The organism is Shewanella sp. MF05913, from assembly GCF_059758095.1.
Map to the genome: position 1 here is coordinate 69,441 of NZ_JCAYNT010000008.1, position 23,303 is coordinate 92,743.

Consider the following 23,303-nt stretch of genomic DNA (forward strand, 5'->3'; position numbering starts at 1 on the left):
TCTTAAATATGGGTTAATCAAAAAACAATATCTTGGTTATTTTACGGCTATTAACTTCATAGCATCTTCAGCGATAACCCATTCTTCATTCGTTGGGATTACCATTGCAATCGTACTACCTGCTTTAGTTATCACACCTTGCTGACCAAAACGGGCAGCTTTATTGAGTGTGTCGTCAACGTTAAAGTTGAAGATCTCAAGTAAGTTAAGCACTTTTTCGCGAATAAGATTGGAGTTTTCACCGATGCCGCCTGTAAAGATAATGGCGTCTAGGCGGCCTAATGGCACTGTGTATGATGCAATGTACTTGGCTAAACGGTAACAGAAGATATCTAAGGCTAAAGTAGCGCCTTTATGGCCGTCTTCATAACCTTCTTCGATGCCACGACAATCATTAGTTAGCTCTGAAATACCCAATAAACCACTTTGTTTGTTAAGTAAGTTATTCACTTCATCCAGGGTATAACCCAGTTGCTTCACTAAGTGGAAAATGATTGACGGGTCTAGATCACCACAACGAGTGCCCATGACTAAGCCTTCTAATGGGGTTAAGCCCATTGATGTGTCAACGCTTTTTCCGCCTTTAATCGCCGTCACTGAAGCGCCATTGCCCAAATGAGCACAAATGACATTGGTGTCTTTAATGTCTTTACCTAATACTTTTGCAGCTTCGCGGCTCACAAATAAGTGGCTGGTACCATGCATGCCATAACGGCGGATACCGTGCTCGCGATAGAGCTTGTATGGAAGGGCATACACGTAGGCTTTTTCTGGCATTGATTGGTGGAATGCCGTATCGAACACTGCGACTTGTGGTAGCGCTGGGAACGAGGCAATAGCTGCACGAATACCAATTAAGTGAGCAGGGTTGTGCAAAGGAGCAAGTGAAGCACAATCTTCAATGCCTTGAATCACTTCTGGCGTAATGATGACAGAGCGAGTGAATTTTTCGCCGCCGTGAACGATGCGGTGACCAATGGCTTTAATTTGTGCGGCCAATTGTGGTTGTGTGGCTAAAATTTTATCAACGATAAATTCAACTGCTTCACGGTGAGCGGTAAATGCACCGAGTTTCGCTTCGTTTTTGCCGCCATTAAATTTCCATTTAATGCGTGAATCTTCTAAACCAAAACATTCCGCAAGACCTGAAATTTGTTCATCGCCTGATTGGGCATCAATGATGGCAAATTTTAATGATGAGCTACCGCAGTTGAGCACGAGTACTAATTTGTCTGACATGTTAACGCCTTATAAGTCAATGAAACTAAATGAAATAATAAAATCCATTTTGGCTAAGGTTTATGATCATTCATAAACTTCACACTGAGTGTTCTTACCGAATTGATTGCAACTGCAAAGCGCGACCAATCCAACAGTGTATTTTTGTCAATACACTGTATTATGTTACTGTTAATTCCATGTACTAGGCTGTTTAGGTACCCATATTGAACATGAATTTGATTACGTTATTTGCTGATGGTCGTCGTTATATGAAGACCTGGCCAATGGTGCGACAACTGGGGCTGTATTTCCCTGAATATCGAGTCGTCAAGGCTACCCAATTAGCCATGATAGCGATGCCCGTGCTTGGCATTATTGCTGCTTCGAGCCAGCTGTATGTTTTAGGTTGGAGCTTTTTACCGCAAGCCATCACTGTATTACTTTTTTTTATTAGCTTGCCTATACAAGGTTTGCTGTGGCTTGGATGGCGAGCGCGCCACCCATTACCGTTATCTTTATTCGATTGGGGCAATCAACTCAGTTCAGCATTGACTGAGATGGGTGTTGCTTGCCAACCTCTTGGTGCCAAGGCCTGTTACCTAGACATGGCGACCATTTTAAAACTGGCCTTTGAACGTTTAGACCGACAATATTGGGATGAATTATAAGTCATCTTATACTTAAGTGGTCGCTAATTTAGTGCTGTTGGCCACAATCTTGCTTAATATGTCGCTTTTATGCCACGGTCTAAAAACACTTGCTGTATTTGTTGCATTGTTTGTGCGCTTGGCGCACTCACATTGGCTAACGTGTAATCGTCACCATATGACTGCCACTTGTGTTCACCTAATGCGTGATAAGGCAGTAGTTCTACCTTCTCAACGTTTTGCATTGGCTTAATAAATTCGGCTAATTCAATCGCAGACTCAACATCTTCAGTAAATCCAGCCACTACCACGTAACGTATCCAGGTTTTAATGTTGCGTTTGGCAAGGTATTGAGCAAATTGTAAAGTGCGATGATTACTGACTTTGGTCAAATCGATGTGCTTAGCATCATTCATTTGTTTAATATCAAGCAGGACTAAGTCGGTATTGTCGAGCAGTTCGTCTATGACAGGTTCGTATTTACGCACAAACCCATTGGTGTCTAAACAAGTATGAATACCCTGAGCTTTGCAGGCTTGAAATAGCTCGCTGACAAATTGTGCCTGGAGTATGGCTTCACCACCACTGGCTGTAATGCCGCCGCCACTGGCGTCTAAGAAAGGTTGGTAATCAACCAGCTGGCTCATTATGTCGTCAACTGAAATAAGTTTGCCGCCATCTAGATCCCATGTATCACGATTATGACAATACTGGCAGCGCATTAGGCAACCTTGCATAAAAGCGATATAGCGGATACCCGGTCCATCAACTGTACCGAAAGATTCCACTGAATGTATGCGACCTAACGTCATGGTTATTCCTTAAATGTCGATAAAAAAAAGGCTGTATCGAGAGTGTTGATTCTTCGATACAGCCAATTTTAGCAGAGACTACAGACCTTTAGTGAAAGTACGCGTGATAACATCTTGCTGTTGTTCAGGCGTCAGTGCATTAAAGCGTACTGCGTAACCTGACACACGGATAGTCAATTGTGGATATTTATCTGGGTTCACAATGGCATCTTCAAGCATTTCACGGTTCATCACGTTAACGTTTAAGTGTTGGCCACCTTCACGATTTGGCTTGCTAACAAAATAACCATCCATTAATGAGGCTAAGTTTGTACGGCGACCCATGTCATCTTTACCTAGTGCATTTGGCACGATAGAGAAGGTATAAGAGATACCGTCTTGAGCGTGGGCAAAAGGCAGTTTAGCAACCGATGTTAATGAAGCAATCGCGCCATTTTCATCACGGCCATGCATTGGGTTAGCACCTGGAGCAAATGGCGCACCTGAACGACGACCATCAGGAGTGTTACCGGTTTTCTTACCATAAACTACGTTAGAGGTGATGGTTAAGATTGACTGTGTTGGAATGGCATTGCGATACATTTTCTTATCGCGAATTTTAGCCATAAAGCGTTCAACTAAGTCGCAAGCAATGTCATCTACACGTGGGTCATTATTACCAAATTTTGGATAATCACCTTCGATATCAAAGTCAACTGCAATACCGTCTTCGTCACGAATTGGTTTAACTTTTGCGTATTTAATCGCAGACAATGAGTCAGCTGCAATCGATAAACCGGCAATACCACAGGCCATAGTACGGCGAACATCGCGGTCATGCAGGGCCATTAATGCAGATTCATAAGAGTATTTATCGTGCATAAAGTGAATGGCGTTTAGCGCTGTCACATAGTGAGTTGCTAACCAATCCATTAAGCCGTCTAAGCGTGACATGACATCATCAAACTCAAGTACGTCAGAGGTGATTGCATCTGCTTTTGGTGCAATTTGCAGTTTTAGTTTTTCGTCAACACCACCGTTGATGGCATAAAGCATGGTTTTGGCTAGGTTGGCACGAGCACCAAAGAACTGCATGTGTTTACCGACAATCATAGGGCTCACACAACAAGCGATAGCATAATCGTCAGACTCAAAGTCAGGGCGCATTAGGTCATCGTTTTCATATTGAATAGAGCTGGTGTCAATAGACACTTTGGCACAGTAGCTTTTAAAACCTTGTGGTAATTTTGTTGACCACAATACGGTGATGTTTGGCTCTGGACTTGCCCCCATATTGTATAAGGTGTGTAAGAAACGGAAGCTAGACTTAGTCACTAATGTACGACCATCAATGCCCATACCAGCAATTGATTCTGTTGCCCAAATAGGGTCGCCTGAGAACAATTCATCGTATTCAGGAGTACGTAAGAAACGCACCATACGGAGTTTCATCACGAAATGGTCAACCATTTCTTGTGCTTGTTGTTCTGTTAACAAACCACTTTTGAGGTCACGTTCAATAAACACATCGAGGAAAGTCGATGTGCGACCTAATGACATTGCCGCACCGTTTTGGCTTTTTACTGCAGCAAGGTAGCCAAAATAAGTCCATTGAATGGCTTCTTTGGCATTTTTAGCGGGTACAGAAATATCACAACCGTACTTAGCGGCCATGGTTTTCATTTGGCCTAATGCACGATGTTGCTCTGAAATTTCTTCACGAAGCTGGATAACACTTTGTAAATCATCACCCGCTTCCATTTGAGCTTGTAATGACGCAAATTGGTTGAATTTGTCTTTCATTAGGTAGTCGATACCGTATAACGCGATACGACGGTAATCACCAATAATACGACCGCGGCCGTATGCGTCAGGTAAACCGGTTAAGATACCTGATTTACGACATGCCATGATTTCAGGTGTGTATACATCAAACACACCCTGATTGTGGGTTTTGCGTAATTCTGAATAAGTATATTGCACGTCAGCGTTGAGCTCGCGGCCATAAGCCTGACAAGAACCTTCAACCATGCGAATACCGCCGTTAGGTAACATTGCGCGTTTTAACGGCGCTTCTGTTTGTAAACCGACGATAGTTTCAAGATCTTTGTTGATGTAACCAGCATCGTGCGACGTAATCGTCGACACCATGTCTGTATCGAAATCGACAGGGGCGTGAGTTTGGTTTTCTAACTTGATGCCTTCCATCACTTTATCCCATAAAGATAAAGTCGCATCAGTTGCACCTTCTAAGAATGACTCGTCACCCTCATAAGGAGTGTAGTTTTTCTGGATAAAGTCACGTACGTTAACTTCAGTTTTCCAATCGCCTGCTACGAAACCTTCCCACGCGTTGGCAAATAGTTCGGTTTTATCTGTCATTTACTTAACCCTCTGGTTGTTTAACTACGGATTCGATTGCAAGTGAAACTGGCGTTGTTATCCGTTGAGTATGTACATTCAATGTCTAGGAACATTCGCTAGACTGAGTCGTTTACCGCTTCTGCGACATTCTTGGCAACTTGTGTGCCTAACTCACTTAATGACGCTTCAGATGTAGTAACCGGCTAATGGTTTAAATTGGTAAGACCATTTATCCATGCGTTAATAATAGCACAAGACGTCAGTATTTTCGGCAGAATTCGTTAATGGATTGGTAAAAGTGTTAACTGGTTAACAATCTCGTTTATTATTTGGTGTCAGCCGGACATAAAAAAGCGAAACCAGATTAGTTTCGCTTTTTGATAGTGCTATGCGCTGGTTGAAATTACAACAGCGCAGGGATGCCTTCAATCATGCCCACAGCAAGCATGGCGGCTAAACAAATCACAAATGCAAGCCCAGGGATCACGATACGATCAGCAAATGACAATGTTTTAGGACGCTCTTTATCACCAATTAAGCCATTGTTATCTAATAACATGGTTAATGCCCAGGCTAATACTGGATTGGCAACAAATGCGGCAAAAATACAAATACCTGCAGCTTGGCTGCTAGTGGTATCTTTTACCATTTGTAATCCGGCTTCAAGTAACGGTAAAAATACCCCTACCAGTAACGCAATTGACATCACAGGACGCCACACGGTGATATCCATTGGATAACCCACAATCGCCACAATAATACATAAACTGCCAAGTAAAATTGCACCCGCTGGAATTGGGCGTTTAGCGATAGCGGCTGGGATCATGTATGTCCCCCAAGATGAGGTGATATTACCCCCACCCACAGCGGTCCCGACCATCTGCCTGATTGAACATGTGGTCATAGTGTCATCCACATCCATCAAGACTTTTTCAGCGCCTTTAGGGTAGTTCAGTTCTTGGAAAATACGGTGACCGAGAAAGTCTGGTGACCACATGGCAACCGCTAAAATAGCAAACGGTAACGAGGCAATAAAGTGCGCCATATTCGGTAAGCCTAACATCCAACCGTGTTCGGTAGAGCCCCACCAATACACAGGGTTTAGATTAGGAATACCTGGGGCGGTAGTAAATTGCAGGTCAAGCCCGGCGCCAAGACCAAATGCTAATGCAATGGCGGCAATCGAACATAATGGAATGGCTAACCAACGCTTGCCAAATTTGGCTAACGAGGCGTAGATAATCACGTTGATGACCAAAATAATAAAGGCAACATAACCCAATGAATAATCTAAGCTGTGTTTAGCTTGCAAGCCGCCAGCCCAGTCGAACAAGGAGCCAATTTGGCTTTTTGCCCCCATAAAACCGAGGAAGACTAACAACCCTCCGGCAACCCCGCTACTGGTAAGATTGACCAGTTTTGAGCCGCCTTTAAAGTAACTGAGTATTAATCCAAATATGCCGATTAATATGGCAAGTGCTAGAGGATGCGCACCCGCAAGGGCGATAGTACCAATGAGGGGGATCATGGGGCCGTGGTTACCACCCAGATTGGCGCGTGGATTAATTAAGCCCGAGCTAATAATACAAAAAAGTAAGGCAGGAATGAGCATTTCTACGCGCACAATTTGAATAGCAAATTCGGCACCTAGACTCACATGATCCCACTTTTCACTTAAGCCAGAAGCCCATGCTGCCATTACTGCCGAGTACATAACAGTAATGCCAATGGTACCCGCGATGGCAGGGACTAAATCTTCCCATTCAAAGCGAAAATCACGTCCAGGAAGGTTAAGTCCCCAACGCCTTGGTTTCATTATTTTTAATTCGTTTTCTAAGTAGGCATCACGAGTGGCAAATTCACTGGCTGGGCGGTGAAGTTCGCTGTAACTCGCTTCTGTATCGGTTGTGGCTGAATGACTGGCTTTATCTGACATAATTTCTCATTCTCCGAAAAGAACAGGTTATTTCATCAATTGATGAAGTTGAGTGTGTTCCATTGAAGTGATGGCGGTGTCCATTAGGTCAGCTTGCCAGTGAGCTTAATCAGCTCTAATCACTTTACTCGACTGTGATGCATTGTAATTAAATTGCATCACAGTGATGTCCATATTTACGGCTTAGTTAATGCTTATTTTGTGCTTACACTTTCTTGGTAAGACCAATTTACCTGATGATTTTAGCATAGGCTTGCGTAGTCATCACTTGCTATCAATAAAGTTGATGTTTTGTTTACGCTAAGTGGGAGCTGGTTAACAAGTTGATGGCAAAATTAGATCAATAAATACAGACTAAATCGAGTCAAAAAGTCAAAAAATGTACAGCTTGATACTCAGTATCAATTTTACTGATCGAGTGTGACACTTTTATTTAGCGTAATTGTGGCCCAAATTTAGATGATCACACAGCTTATATTTCGTTTGCAGAGCCAGTAAAGCATCATTAAATAATGCAACATGCTTTTGACTTAGAAACTCAGCGTAGAGGGCTCGCTCGGTCAGATAACGATACATTTAACTTTGATTGGGTTTACTCATTTGATTGGGTTTATAGCAATCCGCATTAATAAGCGAAGGTTTTACCTAATAAAGGGCACAAAAGGGGGAGAGTGGTATTGTTGATTTTTAACGGACAAAGCCATTAATATTAAGTAATGACTTCACGATATTGCAATGTGATTAACCGAGTCGGCTCAAGTGCAACGTGATTCATACAAGGGCTGGATAGCGTTGGTTGCGACAGTAATTTGGTAACTGCAACCTCCTTGATTCAACCTCCTGACACTATTGGGTTTCACAGTGGTAATACTCAAGTCTACTATCAGTATATGAGAGGGGATGATTCACCCGTGGCACATTATTCTCGAGTTAATCTTTTCGCTTCAGCAATGAGGCAATTGCGTAATGGGTTATCGCCTGTGTCTTGACGCCAAATAAACGATAAATGGCGCTTTAAGTTTAGTTCCGGCGTGGTTAATACCACTAATTCCCCTTTGGCGACGTCTTTTTCAACATCTAAATAAGGCAGGCAACTTAAATATACGCCATTTTTGACTAATGCTTTTAATAAGCCGACATGTTCGTATTCTTTCCAAACATTTAATTGAACGATTAATCCGTGAATAGCGGCATCAAAAATGCGTCTTGTGCCGGCTCCAGGCTCTCTTAATACCCATTTTGCTTGTTCTAATTGCGACACACTGGTTTGTTTGTGTTTGGCAAATGGATGATGCGGTGAGGCTACGACCACAAGGTGATCGTCAATCCAGGGCTCTTGGTGTAATCGGCTGTCATCGATACGACCTTCAATAATCCCTAAATCAAATTGGTAATCAAGTACTTCTTTGGCGACGTGGTCACTATTTTCAACGGCTATTTCAATCCTCAGCTCAGGAAAATCATTATCAATTTTACTGATAAGCTTAGGCAATAAATGTTCTGCTGCTGTTTGGCTTGAACACAGTTTAACTGTGCCGCTAATAATATGTTGGTCATGCAGGCCTAAGGCAATTTGTTGTGCATCTTGTAATAACTTTTGTGCTCTTGGGCGCAGCCATTGCCCCCAGTGGCTCATTATTAGCCGATTTCCCTGGCGAATAAATAGCGGCCGTCCTAATAAATGCTCTAGTTGGCTTAACGACATGCTGACTGCAGATTGACTCATCGATAATTTTTTTGCCGCAGCACTAACACTTTCGAAACTGGCGACAGCATCAAAAACAGCGATTTGTTTCAGTGTATAGTGCATAAGTTACCTATTGATTATTCGAGCTTTAAATTTTTATGTTGGTTTATCGTCGTTTATTTTTGTGGTTTGGTACAGTGCTTAATGTTGGTTTTGTGGCGAGGTTAGCAGTAATTTACGTTCACTCAGGATATGGACTGGTGTAAATAGATTATAAATAAAAAAACGGCATCCTAAGATGCCGTTCGAATATCGATCAATAATACGGATTAGCTATCCATATTTAGAACTTGTATGTAGCTGTTGTGTGGAAGTAACGGCCTACGTTGTCATAAGCAGAACTTTCTGCACTAGTCCCTGTTGTGCCGTAAGGTAAGTCACGATTAAATAGGTTATCAATACCAAATTTTAATGAAATACCAGAATCGAAGCTGTAAGACACTGATGCATCGCTGATGTAGTAATCACCATATGCCATCGCGCTGCTTGGATTCGCGTTGTTGTCCAGGCTGTTGTTAGTGTATAAATCTACCGCCTGAATGTAACGGGTTCTCCACGAGTAGTCCCAATTATCGATAGCATAGTTAATGCTCCAGTTAGCTTGCCATTTAGCATAACCTGCAGTTCCGGCAAACTCTTCGAAGGCATCTGGCTCATCTTGGAACAAGAAGTCTTTACGTTTTAATAGACGAGTTGCAACAAGATTTGTGCGAACATCACCATTAAATGCTTCAAAGGTATAACTGATATCAAAGTCGATACCCGCGGCCTCAAGTGCAGAGATATTTAATGATTGCTGTCTAATTTCGGTAATTTCACTGGTGCTTGAATCGCGAGTAATTAACTTACAATACTCATTATCAATACCATTTTTTGAGTCGACGCAGCGGTTAAGAATTTTTTGTGAATCTACAACACTAATGGCATTTTCGATTTCAATGTTCCAATAGTCAGTTGTAATCGATAAACCATCGATAAAGCCTGGCTGATAAACCACGCCTAAGGTGTAACTCTTAGACTCTTCAGCTTCTAATTCTTCATTGCCACTGCTGACACCGTCAAGGGTTTCATCGTCATAATCAGAATCAAAACCCGTTGCCACACCTAAAGCTGTGCAGTTTGCTTGGCGGATTGTTGAATCATTTTGCTCGCCTAAACTGGTTGCACGACAAGGATCTTCTACACTGAAGAAGGTTTGGCTTTCTGCGCCGTAAAGCTCACTGATGTTAGGTGCACGAATGGCTTCAGAGTAAGTAGTACGGACACGAATTTCGTCGTCTACTTCCCAGCTTAAGCCTGTTTTCCACGTTGTTGCATTGCCAATGGTGCTGTAATCAGCAAAACGGATAGCAAGGTCGAGATCTAACTGACGAACCATGGGTACATCAGCAAGTAACGGTAAGGTCATTTCAGCAAATATTTCGCGAACGTTAAACTCACCTTTATCTTCGCCTAGTACGTTAAAGAATGTACCTTCAGCATTATTAGGTTCAAATACTTCACTTTCTTCTTTGCGGTATTCAACACCCGTAGAGAAACCAACATAACCGGCTGGCAATTCAAACAAACCAGAGTTTGTCATGCTGCCGCCTAACACAGTTTGCTTAATAACAGATGTGCCAGTAGACGTGGTATTAATATAATCGATGGCTTCCTGGCTTGGTGCGCCATAACCAAAAATATCAACCGCAACACAACCTGCCGCTCTTGCCGTTTCGTCACGACACACAGCTTCACCATCCACTAAAATCGAATCAAGTGCGTTGCTATAGTTACTATATACAAGGTTGTTTTTATTAATACGTTCAAGATCAGTTTGACCATAAACGGCATAAAGATCGTAGTCCCAATCTTCAAAAACAATACCGTCTAAGCCTAAAACATAACGTTGAGTTTCACGGGTATCATCTTCAATGCGCGCACCTAGGTCAGTCATAAAGCGACGAACATTGATGGTGTCTGTATTATTGTCTCGCATTAGGCTTGCCAGTTCAGGGCTGACAAAGGCGTTATCAATGCTAACGTTGTTCACTGGATTGCTAAAGAAGAATGCAGGCTGACTTTCACCGGTTGACTGACTATTAGCGTATTTAGCTTCAAAATACACATTATGGTCATCGTTCAGTTGATAGTTGGTTTTAAAGTTAACGTTGTAACGCTCAAATTCTGGTTGCAATGTAACAAACTGATTTAAGTTAGTGAAATCACACTCAGCACAACGGATACCATCAACATTTTGACCTAAATACACATCTTTCATTGAACCGTCGGCATTAAAGGTTTTCCAACCATCTAAATCAATCGTACCGGCGTTACTAATGCTGTAATGGCCAGCATTAGGGGTTAGGATTTTGTCTGGGTTAGCCGGGTCGTTATTATCTTCTGTGCGACTTGTATTGGCTAAACTGGCAAAAGAGGTTGACGTTTGATCACGGTCAAATGCACGTAATTGCTCCTGAGAGCTATATTCCACCGCAAAAGCAACGTTACCATCACCTTGTGCAAAGTCTTTACCGTAAGATAACGAAAAGCGATCTTTTTTAAAGTCGCTATCATCGGCCCAGCCTTTAGTGGCTGATACATCTAAACCGTTAACATTTTTCTTTAAAATAAAGTTAACAACACCGGTTACCGCATCTGCACCATAAATTGCCGATGCGCCACCTGTGATCACTTCGACTTTATCAATCCAAACACTTGGGATGGTGTTAACGTCTACAGACGCTGAACCCGCAGAGCTTGATACATGGCGTTTACCATTAACAAGCACCAATGTTCTGGCAGTACCCATGCTTCTTAAATCAAGTATGTTAAGCCCTGACGTGCCAATTGAATTACCTGAATTCGCTAATGAGAAAGTATTACCAAGTGCAGGTAATTGGTTTAGCGCTTCACCAATATTGGTTACACCTGTTGATAATAATTCATCACCGGTAATCACTGTCACAGGCGTTGGTGCAATTGCACCTTCACGAATAATACGTGAACCAGTGACTGAAATACGTTCTACATTTGACGCCGCTGTATCTTCAGCGATGGCATTGATTGATGTGGTGGCAGACAACACGACACCACTCATTAGCGCAATGCGAACCGCATTGGCTAATTTTGAATTAACTTGCATTTTATCACTCCCAGAAATGTTTTTTATTATGATGTAATTAATTGCAGCACTTCGCAGAGTAAGCTGACATCACATTACACGAGCATGGGTATAACGATAAATTCAATAAAAAACAACACTATAAAGATTAGGTATTTAAAAATAAGCGTTAACTCATGTCGTCACTTTAATAAACAAATAATCAACAAGTGAGTGACTAAAATACAAATTTGTCAGGGCGATAATTTACAAAAGCTGAATTTGTTACGGGGTTGTATCGGTTGGGGCGTTTTTGATGGGTTATAGGTGAATGACCAATTTAATCTTGTTGAATATATGTAAAGTAAATTATTTAAAAATTTAGATGAATTTATTTAACGATGTGATTTTTAGATATAAAAATGACGTTAAACAGTCAGATTGAATATTGGATTCAATATATTTTCACTTCGATTAATTTGCTCAAATCAGTGAGTCATAATCACTAAGAGATTCATTTATGCGGTATTTATGCAGAAAATGTCACTATTTATTGCTTATTTAGTGAGTTTTGCGTGTAGACAAGAATGTCACATTAAGTTGAATCTTGGACATGCAATTAACTTTGTATTTTATTGTTTTTCTCTTGTTGATTTAAAAAGTAGAAACAATAGAAGGTTAGCCAAAATAGAAGCAATAAAAAATGCCAACAAGTTCATTGTTGGCATTTTAGGATTGCTTTAGCCTTATTTCAGGCCCAAGTTTTGTATTACTGTACGTTCTCGCTGTCGCTAAATTCGCCAGCAAATAATACTGATGATAAATAACGCTCTGCTGCAGAAGGTAAAATAACCACAATAGTCTTGTCTGCAAATTCAGGTAATGCGGCGATACGGTTGGCTGCCACTACAGCTGCACCAGAAGAAATACCCACTAGGATACCTTCTTCTTTCATTAAACGGCGCGCCATTTCAATTGAATCTTCATTACTCACGGCTTCAACACGGTCGATAATCGACAAATCTAAGTTGCCAGGAATAAAGCCAGCACCAATACCTTGAATTTTATGTGGACCTGGTTGAATCGGTTGTCCTGCTAACGCTTGGGCAATAACAGGTGAATCAACGGGCTCTACTGCAACAGAAGTAATGGTTTTACCTTGCGCTTTTAAGTAGCGGCTCACACCCGTTAACGTACCGCCTGTACCTACACCGGCAACAAATACATCAACTTCACCATCGGTATCGTTCCAGATTTCTGGGCCGGTGGTTTTTTCATGAATTTCTGGGTTAGCAGGGTTACTAAATTGACCCAGCACTAAATATTTTTCTGGCGCTGATTGGCGAATTTCTTCAGCCTTATCGATGGCACCTTTCATGCCTTTGGCGCCTTCAGTCAACACTAAGTTAGCACCTAACGCCTTAAGCAGTTTACGACGCTCTAAACTCATGGTGTTTGGCATGGTTAAGGTGAGCTTGTAACCACGTGCAGCAGCAACATAAGCAAGTGCAATACCTGTGTTACCCGAAGTCGGTTCAATTAACTCGATATCTTTGGTTAGCAGACCTTTCTTTTCAGCATCCCAAATCATGTTCGCGCCAATACGACACTTAACACTGAAGCTTGGGTTGCGTGCTTCTACTTTTGCTAACACTTTGCCATTACTGACACGGTTTAAACGAACTAACGGGGTATTACCTAAAGTGTATGAATTATCTTCGAAAATTTTGCTCATGGATTATTTGCTCCTATGGTTGCATTGTTCAATCATAATCTGCTTGGCAGGATTTAGAAGTGAAAGTTTGTTCTTCTTTATTCCTTTTAGTTATTAGCGTTAATGCTGTTATACTAAAACGACAGTTTTTGGCGGGTTTTCGGGCTTTTCGGCCAAATAAACACCATTCGATGGTCCGACCATCATGCAAATTTAATTTAGTATGACGAAAACAAAATATAAAATACTAGAATAGCTGCAATAAGTTAATTCAGCTCGGTTGAAATGTAACGAGGCAGATGACGAGCGTGATTATTGCGATAGCATTATCATACTTCACTCGCATCATGGGAATGTCTGGTTGCTGATGAGCATTAACTCACTTACTCACTAATAATGGTAGAGCAAAATGAATAAAGTTGTGATTTCTGGCAGTGGTTTATATACCCCTCCTTATAGCGTGTCTAACGATGAATTGGTGACCTGTTACAACAGTTATGTTGATCAATTTAACCAACAGCATGCTGCAGACATTGAAGCAGGCACTACTGCTGCATTGGCTTACTCTTCGAGTGAGTTTATTGAAAAAGCATCAGGTATTAAAAGTCGTTATGTGATGGTAAAAGACGGTATTTTAGATACAGACATCATGATGCCATTGATTGCCGACAAACCTTCTGATGCTTTATCAATGCAAGCTGAAATGGGGATTGCAGCGGCAACACAAGCCTTAGCGCAAGCCAATTTAACCGCAGACGATATTGATTTAGTCATTGTCGCCTGTGCTTATACCCAGCGAGCGTACCCGGCCATTGCGATTGAAATACAACAAGCTATGGGCACTAAAGGCTTTGCGTATGACATGTTAGTGGCGTGTTCGTCTGCGACGTTTGCTATTGTGAATGCGGTTAATGCCATCCGCGGTGGTACGGCTAATCGTGTGTTAGTGATTAATCCTGAGCTGACCTCACCGCAAATTAACTTCCGCGATCGCGATAGCCACTTTATCTTTGGTGATGTGGCGACTGCCTTGGTGGTTGAGCGTGCTGAGCTTTCAACCTCAACAAATGCGTTTAGCGTGTTATCGACTCGTTGTGTTACAGATTACTCCAGCAATATCCGCAGTAACTTCGGTTTTGTTAACCGCTGCGATCCTGCGCAGGCCAACAGCGCTGATAAACTATTTCACCAACAAGGGCGTAAAGTGTTTAAAGAGTTGCTGCCGATGATTTATCAGCACCTTGATTCGCAATTTTCTGATGAACAAATAAAGCCTGAAGAATTTAAGCGTTTATGGCTCCATCAAGCCAACATAAACATGAATTTATTTGTAGTGAAGAAGCTTCTTGGTGATAATGTTGAGCCATCACAAGCACCTATCGTACTTGATGAATATGCTAATACAGCCTCGGCAGGATCAGTGATTGCATTTCATAAATTCAATCAAGATTTTAAAACGGGCGATTTAGGCTTATTGTGCTCATTTGGCGCTGGCTATTCGATAGGCAGTATTGTGCTCGAAAAGTGCTAACTCATTAGTGCACCGATAATAATTAACAAGGTGAAAGTATTGCGAGTATTGATTGTTGAAGACAGCACTACCATATCTAAAATCTTGAAGCATTTAATCGTACAAGATCTTGGTTATCATGTGGACGTTGCGCCAGATATGTCTAGTGCATTGGCGTTATTAGAGCAACATCAATACTTTGTCGTCGTCGCAGACTTAAACCTGCCAGACGCCTCCAATGGTGACATTGTGCGTCTGGTATTAACGTCTTATAAAACGCCTTGTATTGTGCTCACCAGTAATTTAGATGCTCACCAGCGTCGGGAAATTCTCAAGCTTGGTATTGTTGATTATATTCCTAAAGATAATCGATACAGCTATCAATACGTGGTTAAACTTATCGACAGGTTGTATCGCAATCAACAGGTTAAAGTGTTGGTGGTCGATGACTCAGTGGTTAGCCGTAAATTTGTGCGTATGTTGCTTGAACAGCATTTGTTTCAAGTGATTGAAGCAAAGGACGGTGAAGAAGCGTTAACGGTACTTGAGCAAGAGCCTGATATTCAGTTGTTGATTACTGACTACAACATGCCAAAAATTGATGGTGTTGAATTAATATTGCGGGTTCGCGAAAAATATAATCGCGAAGATATCGCGATTATTGGCTTATCGAATGACAACGACGAAAGCTTATCGGCCAAGTTTATTAAAAACGGTGCCGATGATTTCTTGCAAAAACCGTTTGTCCATGAAGAGTTTCATTGCCGGGTACTTAACACTTTAGATTCGCTCGATATGATGCGCAATTTATGGGCTAAGGCTAATCGTGATTATTTAACTCAATCTTACACTCGTCGGTATTTTTTCAGCCAGCATAATAGTAAAGACTCTGATAACGGATTATTGTCGGTGGCATTGTTAGATTTAGATTTTTTCAAAAAAATTAACGATACCCATGGTCATGATGTTGGCGATCAAGTGTTAATTGAATTTGCTCAGCGATTAGAAAATGCTTTTGCAGCAAACTTTACTGTTGCACGTTTTGGTGGTGAAGAGTTTGTGATTGCCTTTAAAGGTTTGGACAGCACTAAAGCCAGTACGTTAGTGAATAAGTTTAGAGAGCAATGCACCACAAGCCCTATATCTACCACGGCGGGGGATTTACAGGTGTCATTCAGTTGCGGCGTATCGACTCGAGATAACGAAACGCTCGATCATGCATTACAACGCGCCGATGAATTACTCTATCAAGCCAAAGCGGCAGGGCGTAACCAGGTGATGAGTCAGTAATACTTATTGTTTAACCCTAAGATACACACACAAACGCCGTTGATCATATTTATCAACGGCGTTTTTGTGTGGCTAATTTATTGGCATGCTTTATAACAACCAGGCGTAACTCAGCTTCATGAAGTAGGTTTTCTCATGTTGCGTTAACGAATCTATGTCATCGTTTGCCACAAATGCGTCAGAATACCCCACATAAAATACACTTTGCGGATTTAACTTATAGCCGTATAGCAATTCGTTGCCTAAGTCTTCGTACAGCTTATCTGGATTTTGGTACAGATATAAATTAGGGTCGCGTTCAATGCGAGTATACACACTGCTTAAGCGGATAAAGCTATTGAGGGTTAATTGCCAATTTAAGCGTACATCACTGAGGTTGGCGGTAAACAAACGGCCATCGGCAACATCTAAGGTTTGGTAACGGTGTGAAAAATCGAGCACTAACGACTCTGTTATCTTCCATTCAATACCCGGATTATACATGTGTACTGTAGCAGGGCGGTTGTTGGCAAAATCGATATCATCACCCAAGTACATATCCAGTTCGAGCTTGAGTGAGCCTACTGGAGTGAAATTGGTGTATAACCAACCTAAGGTTTCTTCAAACAGGGTGGTGTTATCGTTAATATCAATGATGCTCGGGTTATGACGTCTGCCCACTCGTTCGCGCTGAATAATCCCTGTGGCGATATAACTTTGTAAGCCACCTTCAAACTCAATAAACATTTCGGTTTCTTGTTCGAGGCGTTCATTATTTTGGCTATGGGTAATATCCCAGTCTCCGCCCAATTCTATGCGGTTAAAAAAGCTGTTGTCCGGATACCAAATATAACCGCCACCAAACACAAATTTAGCTAAATCAACTTTATCGATAAAGCCTAAATCGGCTCTAAAATCGCTGCCTATTGATTCATAATTAGTAGAGACATACCAGCTTCGACGCTCGTGTTGATAGGCAATGTTGTACATTCTATCATCAAATTTATCGTCTTTATTGGTGCGCAATACTCGCTCGTTAATGGCACAATCACCTATTTCACAGCCATCTAAAGCATCACTACAATCGTCACTACCGCAAAATTGATTGAAAAATTCATCTGGGTATTGTGTTTGCGAGTGAGCATATTGCGCGATAAACGTGTCTTGCTTCGTGGGTTGATATTTAACGTCAACGCTTGCTAAATAGTTATGGTAATCATCCGCTTGCTTTAAGGTGACTAAACCACCAATCGAAAATTGCTTACTTGGGTCAAATCGGTATCGCGTTGCAACGTTATGGCTTTGCTCATTAATGACAGCAATATCGGAGCTTAGGTTACCAGGCACTAAAAATTGGCTTTGAATGTCATTGGCCGCCAACATTGCAAAGGTATGATCGTCAGTTTTGCTGGTGAGCTTTAAACCATAGTCTGGCGAGCCAATATTACGGGTATGCAGTAAATCTAATTGAGTATCAAAATAGTCTTTATTGTCTAAAAAGAACGCGCGTTTCTCTGGGAAAAATAGCGCAAAGGTATTGTTAACATCTAATTGTCCTGCGTCGGCTTCAACTTGTGAGAAATCGGGGTTAATGGTGGCATTAAGTAATGTCGTTGGGGTGATCCCCCAACGTAGGTCAACACCCGCTTCCACGTTGGTATTATCTTGCCACGGGCCTGTTGGTGCAACGTCTCGCTGATGATTTTGGTCTGCCACAAAAGATGGCGTTATTTGGAGATCTTTACCTTGTGTCGCGCCAGCAAGGCCAGAGGCTGTGCCTAATTGGCAAAGCTGGCATGCTACATTACGATCAATTTGATGAGTCGATAATCGATGGGTTTCATTACGAGGATAAAAACGGACTAATTCTATCCCCCACGTTTGTAAAGGGTGGCTGTCATCAAAGTTAAACAAGCGCAGTGGCAGTTGTATTTCAACTTGATAGCCTTGCTCGGTCAATTTACCTTTACTGTACCAAATACCGTCCCAGGCATCACTTTCCTGGCCAGTGAGTTCGTTTTCAATTGAATCACTTTGTACCCCATAGGCATTAATAAAAAATTGATAGGCTAGGCGAGCATTATTAAACGTGTCGAGCTTAATACCGACCATATCGTCGCCCCAGGACTTATCCCGGTCTCTCAGGTTTACCCTGATATTCTCTGGCGATGGATCGTGAGCGATAAAGGCAAAATACAAGCTAGTTTCAGAGGCAAATACTTTGGCATAGGTATTGACTGGGGCGGCAATGTTCTCCCCTGGAGATGTTTCGTATTTTAACATTACCTGTGCTGCTTGCTGCCAAACAGGCTCATTGAAGTCGCCATCGATTTCAACTTCTTGATTGATAGTTGGAATCTCTAAATAAAATTGTTGGCTAGAACCGGCAAAGCAGTCTTGCGATACAGCACCGGACACAACCCCAGACACAATACTGGCAATGAATACACCACGAAAAAAATTAATCACAACCACAGTTTCTCTTTATTGTTATTTTGGCCATTGTCGCAAAAAAGTGGGTTCAGGGTAGGTCTGACATGTAATAAAAATATCAATGAATTGTTACAGAATGTTGGGCAGGCATAAAAAAGCCCGTTCAACAGAACGGGCTCATTGTGGAACATTGCATCAAACCGGCTAAAACGCAGCGATTAACACACTAGTCTGGTGCAATCATTGGGTTTTTATAGGCTTCGCGATATTTGTCTACCCACATTGAGGTTGCACCACAAATGGCCACAGGCATCACAATAAAGTTCACAATCGGGATCATTGAAAACAAAGTGACCGATGCGCCAAAACTATAGCTCGAACCTTTGGTGTTTTTAAGGGCAAACTTCATGTCATCAAAGCTGACTTTATGGTTATCAAATGGGTAATCACAATATTGAATCGCCATCATCCAGGCGGTAAATAAAAACCATAAAATTGGCGCTGCAGTTTGGCCGATCACGGGAACCCAAAATAACACCAAAAATAGCAATGCTCTGGGTAGATAGTACTTAAGCTTTGTCCATTCCCGTCCGAGCACACGCGGTAAGTCTTTAACCATGTCGATAGACGTGCCAGTGTTTAAGTTTTTGCCGGTAAGATGTTGTTCCACTTTTTCAGCGAGTAAGCCATTAAAAGGGGCGGCTAACCAGTTCATTACCGAACTGAATATAAACGACATCACCACTAACATAGTCAGCACTGCCAAGGGCCATAAAAAGAAATGCAACCAACTCAGGTAATCGGGTAATTGGCCATCCATCCAGTCAAAAAGTTGTGTCAGTTGGCCAACAGCAAGATACATCGCTCCAGCAAAAAGCACTAAATTGATCATCAGCGGGATAAACACAAATGAGCGTAACCCTGGCTGTTTAATTAATTGAAAGCCTTGCATAAAATAATTTACACCGCTCTTTTTAACGGTCTGAGTGTTGTTTACCATGTAACTCGCCTATTTTGTGACTCATGACATTGATTTTGACTAGGCAAAGACAATAAAACAAGCGATAAACTGTTTCAAAAGGATAAAAATCGTTACAAAATGCGGCTCAATTGCTAAAGTGAGCTGCTTTTTCCTTTTAATGCGTACCTGAACTGGCAACATGAGATTAAAACAAATAAAACTTGCTGGATTTAAGTCGTTTGTAGACCCAACTAAAATCCCTTTTGATAACGCGTTATCAGCAATTATTGGCCCAAATGGCTGCGGCAAATCCAACGTGATTGATGCTGTGCGTTGGGTGCTGGGAGAAAGTAGCGCTAAAAATCTTCGTGGCGATTCGATGACCGATGTTATTTTCAACGGCTCATCTTCACGCAAGCCTATTTCTGTAGCCGGAGTTGAATTAGTTTTTGAAAACACTCAAGGGCGTTTAGCTGGGCAATATGCGAGTTATCAAGAAATATCAATTAAACGTCAAGTCAATCGCGACAGCGAGTCAACTTACTTTTTAAACGGTCAAAAGTGTCGCCGTAAAGACATTACTGATTTATTTATGGGCACCGGGCTTGGGCCGCGAAGCTATGCGATTATTGAACAGGGAACGATTTCCCGTTTAATCGAATCTAAACCGCAAGAGCTGCGGGTGTTTATCGAAGAAGCAGCCGGTATCTCACGTTATAAAGAACGCCGCCGAGAAACCGAAAATCGCATTCGTCATACGCGTGAAAACTTAGCGCGTTTAAATGACATTAGAGTTGAATTAGGCGCACAACTCGACAAGTTATCACAACAAGCCAAAGCCGCATTACAATACCGCGAACTTAAAAATAGCGAACGTCAACTGCACAGCCAATTACTGGTTATTCGTTATCAAGAGCAACTCGCTCAAACCGATAAACTTGAAGCGGAATTAAGCGGGTTAGAGAGTCAATCTGAACAGCAGCAAAGTACCGCCCAACAGAGTGACACCAGTGTTATGCAACTTAAACAGCAATTGGCTGAGTTAAGCGATGCTGAGCATAAATTAGTTGAGCAATACTATTTAACCGGCAATAACATTACTAAGCTCGAGCAACAGCTTAAGCATCAGCAACAGCAAGACTCGCAGCTGCAACAGCAAATCACGGCTTTGCAACAACAATTAGCCGCAGGTGAGTTGGCTATTGCGAGTTTGAACGACAACTACCAACAGTTAGTTGCACAAGCCGATGCCTTAACTCCGCATTGCGAGCAAGCTCAAGTTGCGCTTGAATTAATTGATGAACAATTATCTGTGGTAGAAGAGGCTTGTGATGATCAGCAATTACAGCTCACACAATATGCTGAAACTCTTGCTGCGAATAAAATGCAATTGGCCTTATCGCAATCAAGCTTAGCGCACCAGCAACAAAGCTTGCAGCAAGACGAAAGCCAAAAAGCGCAACTAACTCAAGAGTTAGCTGCGCTAGAGCAACAAGAAAGTCACTCGCAATTAAGTGATACCCAAACACAACTAAGTCTTGTTGATACGCAGTTAGCTGAAACATTTGCCCTGCAACAACAAGGTGAGCAGCAACTTAGCGCCGCGCAACATGCACTAGAGCTACAAAGAGATACTTACCAAACGCTTAAGCAAACCATGGCTCATCGCCAAGCTCGTTTACAGCTTATTGATGAATTGCTTGCCGGACACACACAATCGTCAGGCCACCAATTGTGGCAAGTGATACAAGTAAAACCTGGCTGGGAAAAAGCCGTTGATATGGTATTGCAGGGATTAAGCCAATTACCGGTTTTATCCGCAGATGAAGCGCCTAGCCAAGCATTGATTGGCTTTGCTCAACAAACCACCCTGAACAATGATGCCTTTACGACAAAGGCTAATTTAGCGCCGTGGCTGTCGTCGGTCATTTGGGCACAAAATCTTGATGAAGCAACGCAACTACTGCCACAAATTAATGATAATCAGTACATTGCCACTCAAGAAGGTTACCTCGTGGGCCACGGTTTTGTATTAAATCACACCCAAGCAGGGCAATCTGCCATCGTACTTAGCCAAGAGCGTGCAGTGTTAAGCAAACAATTGTTAACGTTAGACTCACAGTTGACATCAGCGCAGCAAGCGTTAAGTGAACAGACCCAACAAGCCGCTGAGCAGCAAATACAATTAAGTCAGATACAACAACACTGTCATCAATTGCAAATTAGCCAAACAAAGCTGCAATCGACAGTGGCCAGTGTGCAACAGCAACTCAGCTATAAACAACAAAAACAACAAAAGTGCCATGATACGCTTACCAAGCTTGAGCAAGTCTGTCGTGATAAACAAATGCAAATAGAAGCTTACGAAGCGCAAGTTTTCACTCAAGAAGATGCGTTGTCGACTGCCATTAATCAACATGAAGTCGCGCAATATGCATGGCAAAACAGCCAGGCAAAGCTGAGAGAAACGAAAAGCAAGCGTGCAGAAGCCCTAAGTCAATTAACACAGCAACAAGCTCAGCGACAACAACATGCCACTCAACAAGCGCTTAGCTTGCAACAATTACAACAACAAACTGAAAAACAGACCGAATTATCAAATCAGTACGCTCAGTTACAACAAATGTTGCAAGACAATCAACATCAGCGTGGTGAGCATCAATTAGCACAATTATCCGCTCAATTGACTGACGCACTTGAGCAACAGCAAGCCCTGCAGCGACAATTGCAACAAAATCGTGCTCAGCAAGCCGAGTTGCAAACCAGTGTAGATAGCTCAGTATTGATGCAAAAACAACAGCTTGTAGTGTTACAGGACTTGACTCAAAAGATAAGCGCGTTAAAGTTACGTCGTGAGGGTTTAAAAGGGCAGGCCAATGCACAGCTACAATTGCTGCAAGAGCAACAAATTCAGTTGCAGCAGGTGATTGCCGATATGCCCGAACATGCGAGTGCAAACGTGTGGGCAGAACAGCTAGAAAAGGTTAAACAAAAAGTTGTTCGTTTAGGCGCTATTAACCTTGCGGCAATTGAAGAATTTGAAACCCAGCGTGAACGTAAAGACTATTTAGACAGTCAAGATGATGATTTAAATAAAGGATTGTCTACGCTGGAAGATGCAATCAGAAAAATCGACAAAGAAACGAAAACCCGCTTTAAAGCAACATTTGAAGCGGTAAATCACGATTTAGGGCAATTATTTCCTAAAGTGTTTGGTGGTGGTAAAGCGTATTTGGCGCTCACCGATGATGACTTACTCGAAACGGGGGTCACTATCATGGCCCAACCACCGGGTAAAAAGAATAGCACCATACATTTACTTAGTGGTGGAGAAAAAGCGTTAACCGCTTTATCATTAGTCTTTGCTATTTTTAGACTAAATCCAGCACCTTTTTGTATGTTAGATGAAGTTGATGCACCTTTGGATGACGCTAACGTCGAACGTTTTTGTCGTTTATTGCAAGAAATGTCACAAAGCGTGCAATTTATTTATATCAGTCACAATAAAATAACGATGGAAATGGCTGATCAACTCATTGGCGTTACTATGCATGAACCGGGCGTTTCAAGGATAGTCGCAGTGGACATTGAAGCCGCAGTTGCCTTAGCCGATGCGGTATAAATTAGA

13 protein-coding genes are annotated in these 23,303 nt (G+C 42.0%); 4 read left to right on the forward strand and 9 right to left on the reverse strand.

Going from position 1 to position 23,303, the window contains the following annotated elements:
- Nucleotides 1–36: 36 nt before the first annotated feature.
- The gene (ackA, locus tag AC19MV_RS11530) at nucleotides 37–1,239 is read right to left on the reverse strand and encodes an acetate kinase (protein WP_498307682.1); all 1,203 of its coding nucleotides are present in this window, start codon (nucleotides 1,237–1,239) and stop codon (nucleotides 37–39) included.
- Between the two features lie 212 nt (nucleotides 1,240–1,451).
- Between ackA and yfbV the strand changes: the two genes are divergently transcribed.
- Complete coding sequence (gene yfbV, locus AC19MV_RS11535) at nucleotides 1,452–1,889, forward strand: terminus macrodomain insulation protein YfbV (protein ID WP_498307683.1); 438 nt, start codon at nucleotides 1,452–1,454, stop codon at nucleotides 1,887–1,889.
- A gap of 53 nt (nucleotides 1,890–1,942) precedes the next feature.
- Here yfbV and pflA read toward each other — a convergent pair whose 3' ends face one another.
- The 6 genes from pflA to cysK form a co-directional block, all read right to left on the reverse strand.
- Nucleotides 1,943–2,680: a pyruvate formate lyase 1-activating protein gene (pflA, locus tag AC19MV_RS11540; RefSeq protein WP_432402659.1), complete on the reverse strand. Its 738-nt coding sequence runs from the start codon at nucleotides 2,678–2,680 to the stop codon at nucleotides 1,943–1,945.
- A gap of 78 nt (nucleotides 2,681–2,758) precedes the next feature.
- Complete coding sequence (gene pflB, locus AC19MV_RS11545; protein ID WP_498307685.1) at nucleotides 2,759–5,041, reverse strand: formate C-acetyltransferase; 2,283 nt, start codon at nucleotides 5,039–5,041, stop codon at nucleotides 2,759–2,761.
- A 385-nt stretch (nucleotides 5,042–5,426) separates the two neighbouring features.
- Nucleotides 5,427–6,959 (reverse strand): DUF3360 family protein, encoded by a 1,533-nt coding sequence (locus AC19MV_RS11550; protein ID WP_498307687.1) that lies wholly within the window; start codon nucleotides 6,957–6,959, stop codon nucleotides 5,427–5,429.
- A gap of 919 nt (nucleotides 6,960–7,878) precedes the next feature.
- Nucleotides 7,879–8,769 (reverse strand): LysR substrate-binding domain-containing protein, encoded by an 891-nt coding sequence (locus tag AC19MV_RS11555; protein ID WP_432402665.1) that lies wholly within the window; start codon nucleotides 8,767–8,769, stop codon nucleotides 7,879–7,881.
- A 220-nt stretch (nucleotides 8,770–8,989) separates the two neighbouring features.
- The gene (locus tag AC19MV_RS11560; RefSeq protein WP_498307688.1) at nucleotides 8,990–11,830 is read right to left on the reverse strand and encodes a TonB-dependent receptor domain-containing protein; all 2,841 of its coding nucleotides are present in this window, start codon (nucleotides 11,828–11,830) and stop codon (nucleotides 8,990–8,992) included.
- A gap of 727 nt (nucleotides 11,831–12,557) precedes the next feature.
- Nucleotides 12,558–13,523: a cysteine synthase A gene (gene cysK, locus AC19MV_RS11565; protein ID WP_432402669.1), complete on the reverse strand. Its 966-nt coding sequence runs from the start codon at nucleotides 13,521–13,523 to the stop codon at nucleotides 12,558–12,560.
- Nucleotides 13,524–13,911: 388 nt separating this feature from the next.
- On the opposite strand from cysK, the gene AC19MV_RS11570 reads away from it, so the two are divergent.
- Nucleotides 13,912–15,033, forward strand: a complete 1,122-nt coding sequence (locus tag AC19MV_RS11570; protein ID WP_498307690.1) for a beta-ketoacyl-ACP synthase III — start codon at nucleotides 13,912–13,914, stop codon at nucleotides 15,031–15,033.
- Between the two features lie 39 nt (nucleotides 15,034–15,072).
- Nucleotides 15,073–16,302, forward strand: a complete 1,230-nt coding sequence (locus tag AC19MV_RS11575; RefSeq protein WP_498307692.1) for a GGDEF domain-containing response regulator — start codon at nucleotides 15,073–15,075, stop codon at nucleotides 16,300–16,302.
- A 90-nt stretch (nucleotides 16,303–16,392) separates the two neighbouring features.
- On the opposite strand, the gene AC19MV_RS11580 is transcribed toward AC19MV_RS11575, so the two are convergent.
- Complete coding sequence (locus AC19MV_RS11580) at nucleotides 16,393–18,756, reverse strand: carbohydrate binding family 9 domain-containing protein (protein WP_498307693.1); 2,364 nt, start codon at nucleotides 18,754–18,756, stop codon at nucleotides 16,393–16,395.
- 184 nt (nucleotides 18,757–18,940) lie between these two features.
- Complete coding sequence (gene cysZ / locus AC19MV_RS11585) at nucleotides 18,941–19,714, reverse strand: sulfate transporter CysZ (RefSeq protein WP_432402675.1); 774 nt, start codon at nucleotides 19,712–19,714, stop codon at nucleotides 18,941–18,943.
- Nucleotides 19,715–19,874: 160 nt separating this feature from the next.
- Between cysZ and smc the strand changes: the two genes are divergently transcribed.
- Nucleotides 19,875–23,297: a chromosome segregation protein SMC gene (smc, locus tag AC19MV_RS11590; protein ID WP_498307694.1), complete on the forward strand. Its 3,423-nt coding sequence runs from the start codon at nucleotides 19,875–19,877 to the stop codon at nucleotides 23,295–23,297.
- The last annotated feature ends 6 nt before the right edge of the window (nucleotides 23,298–23,303 follow it).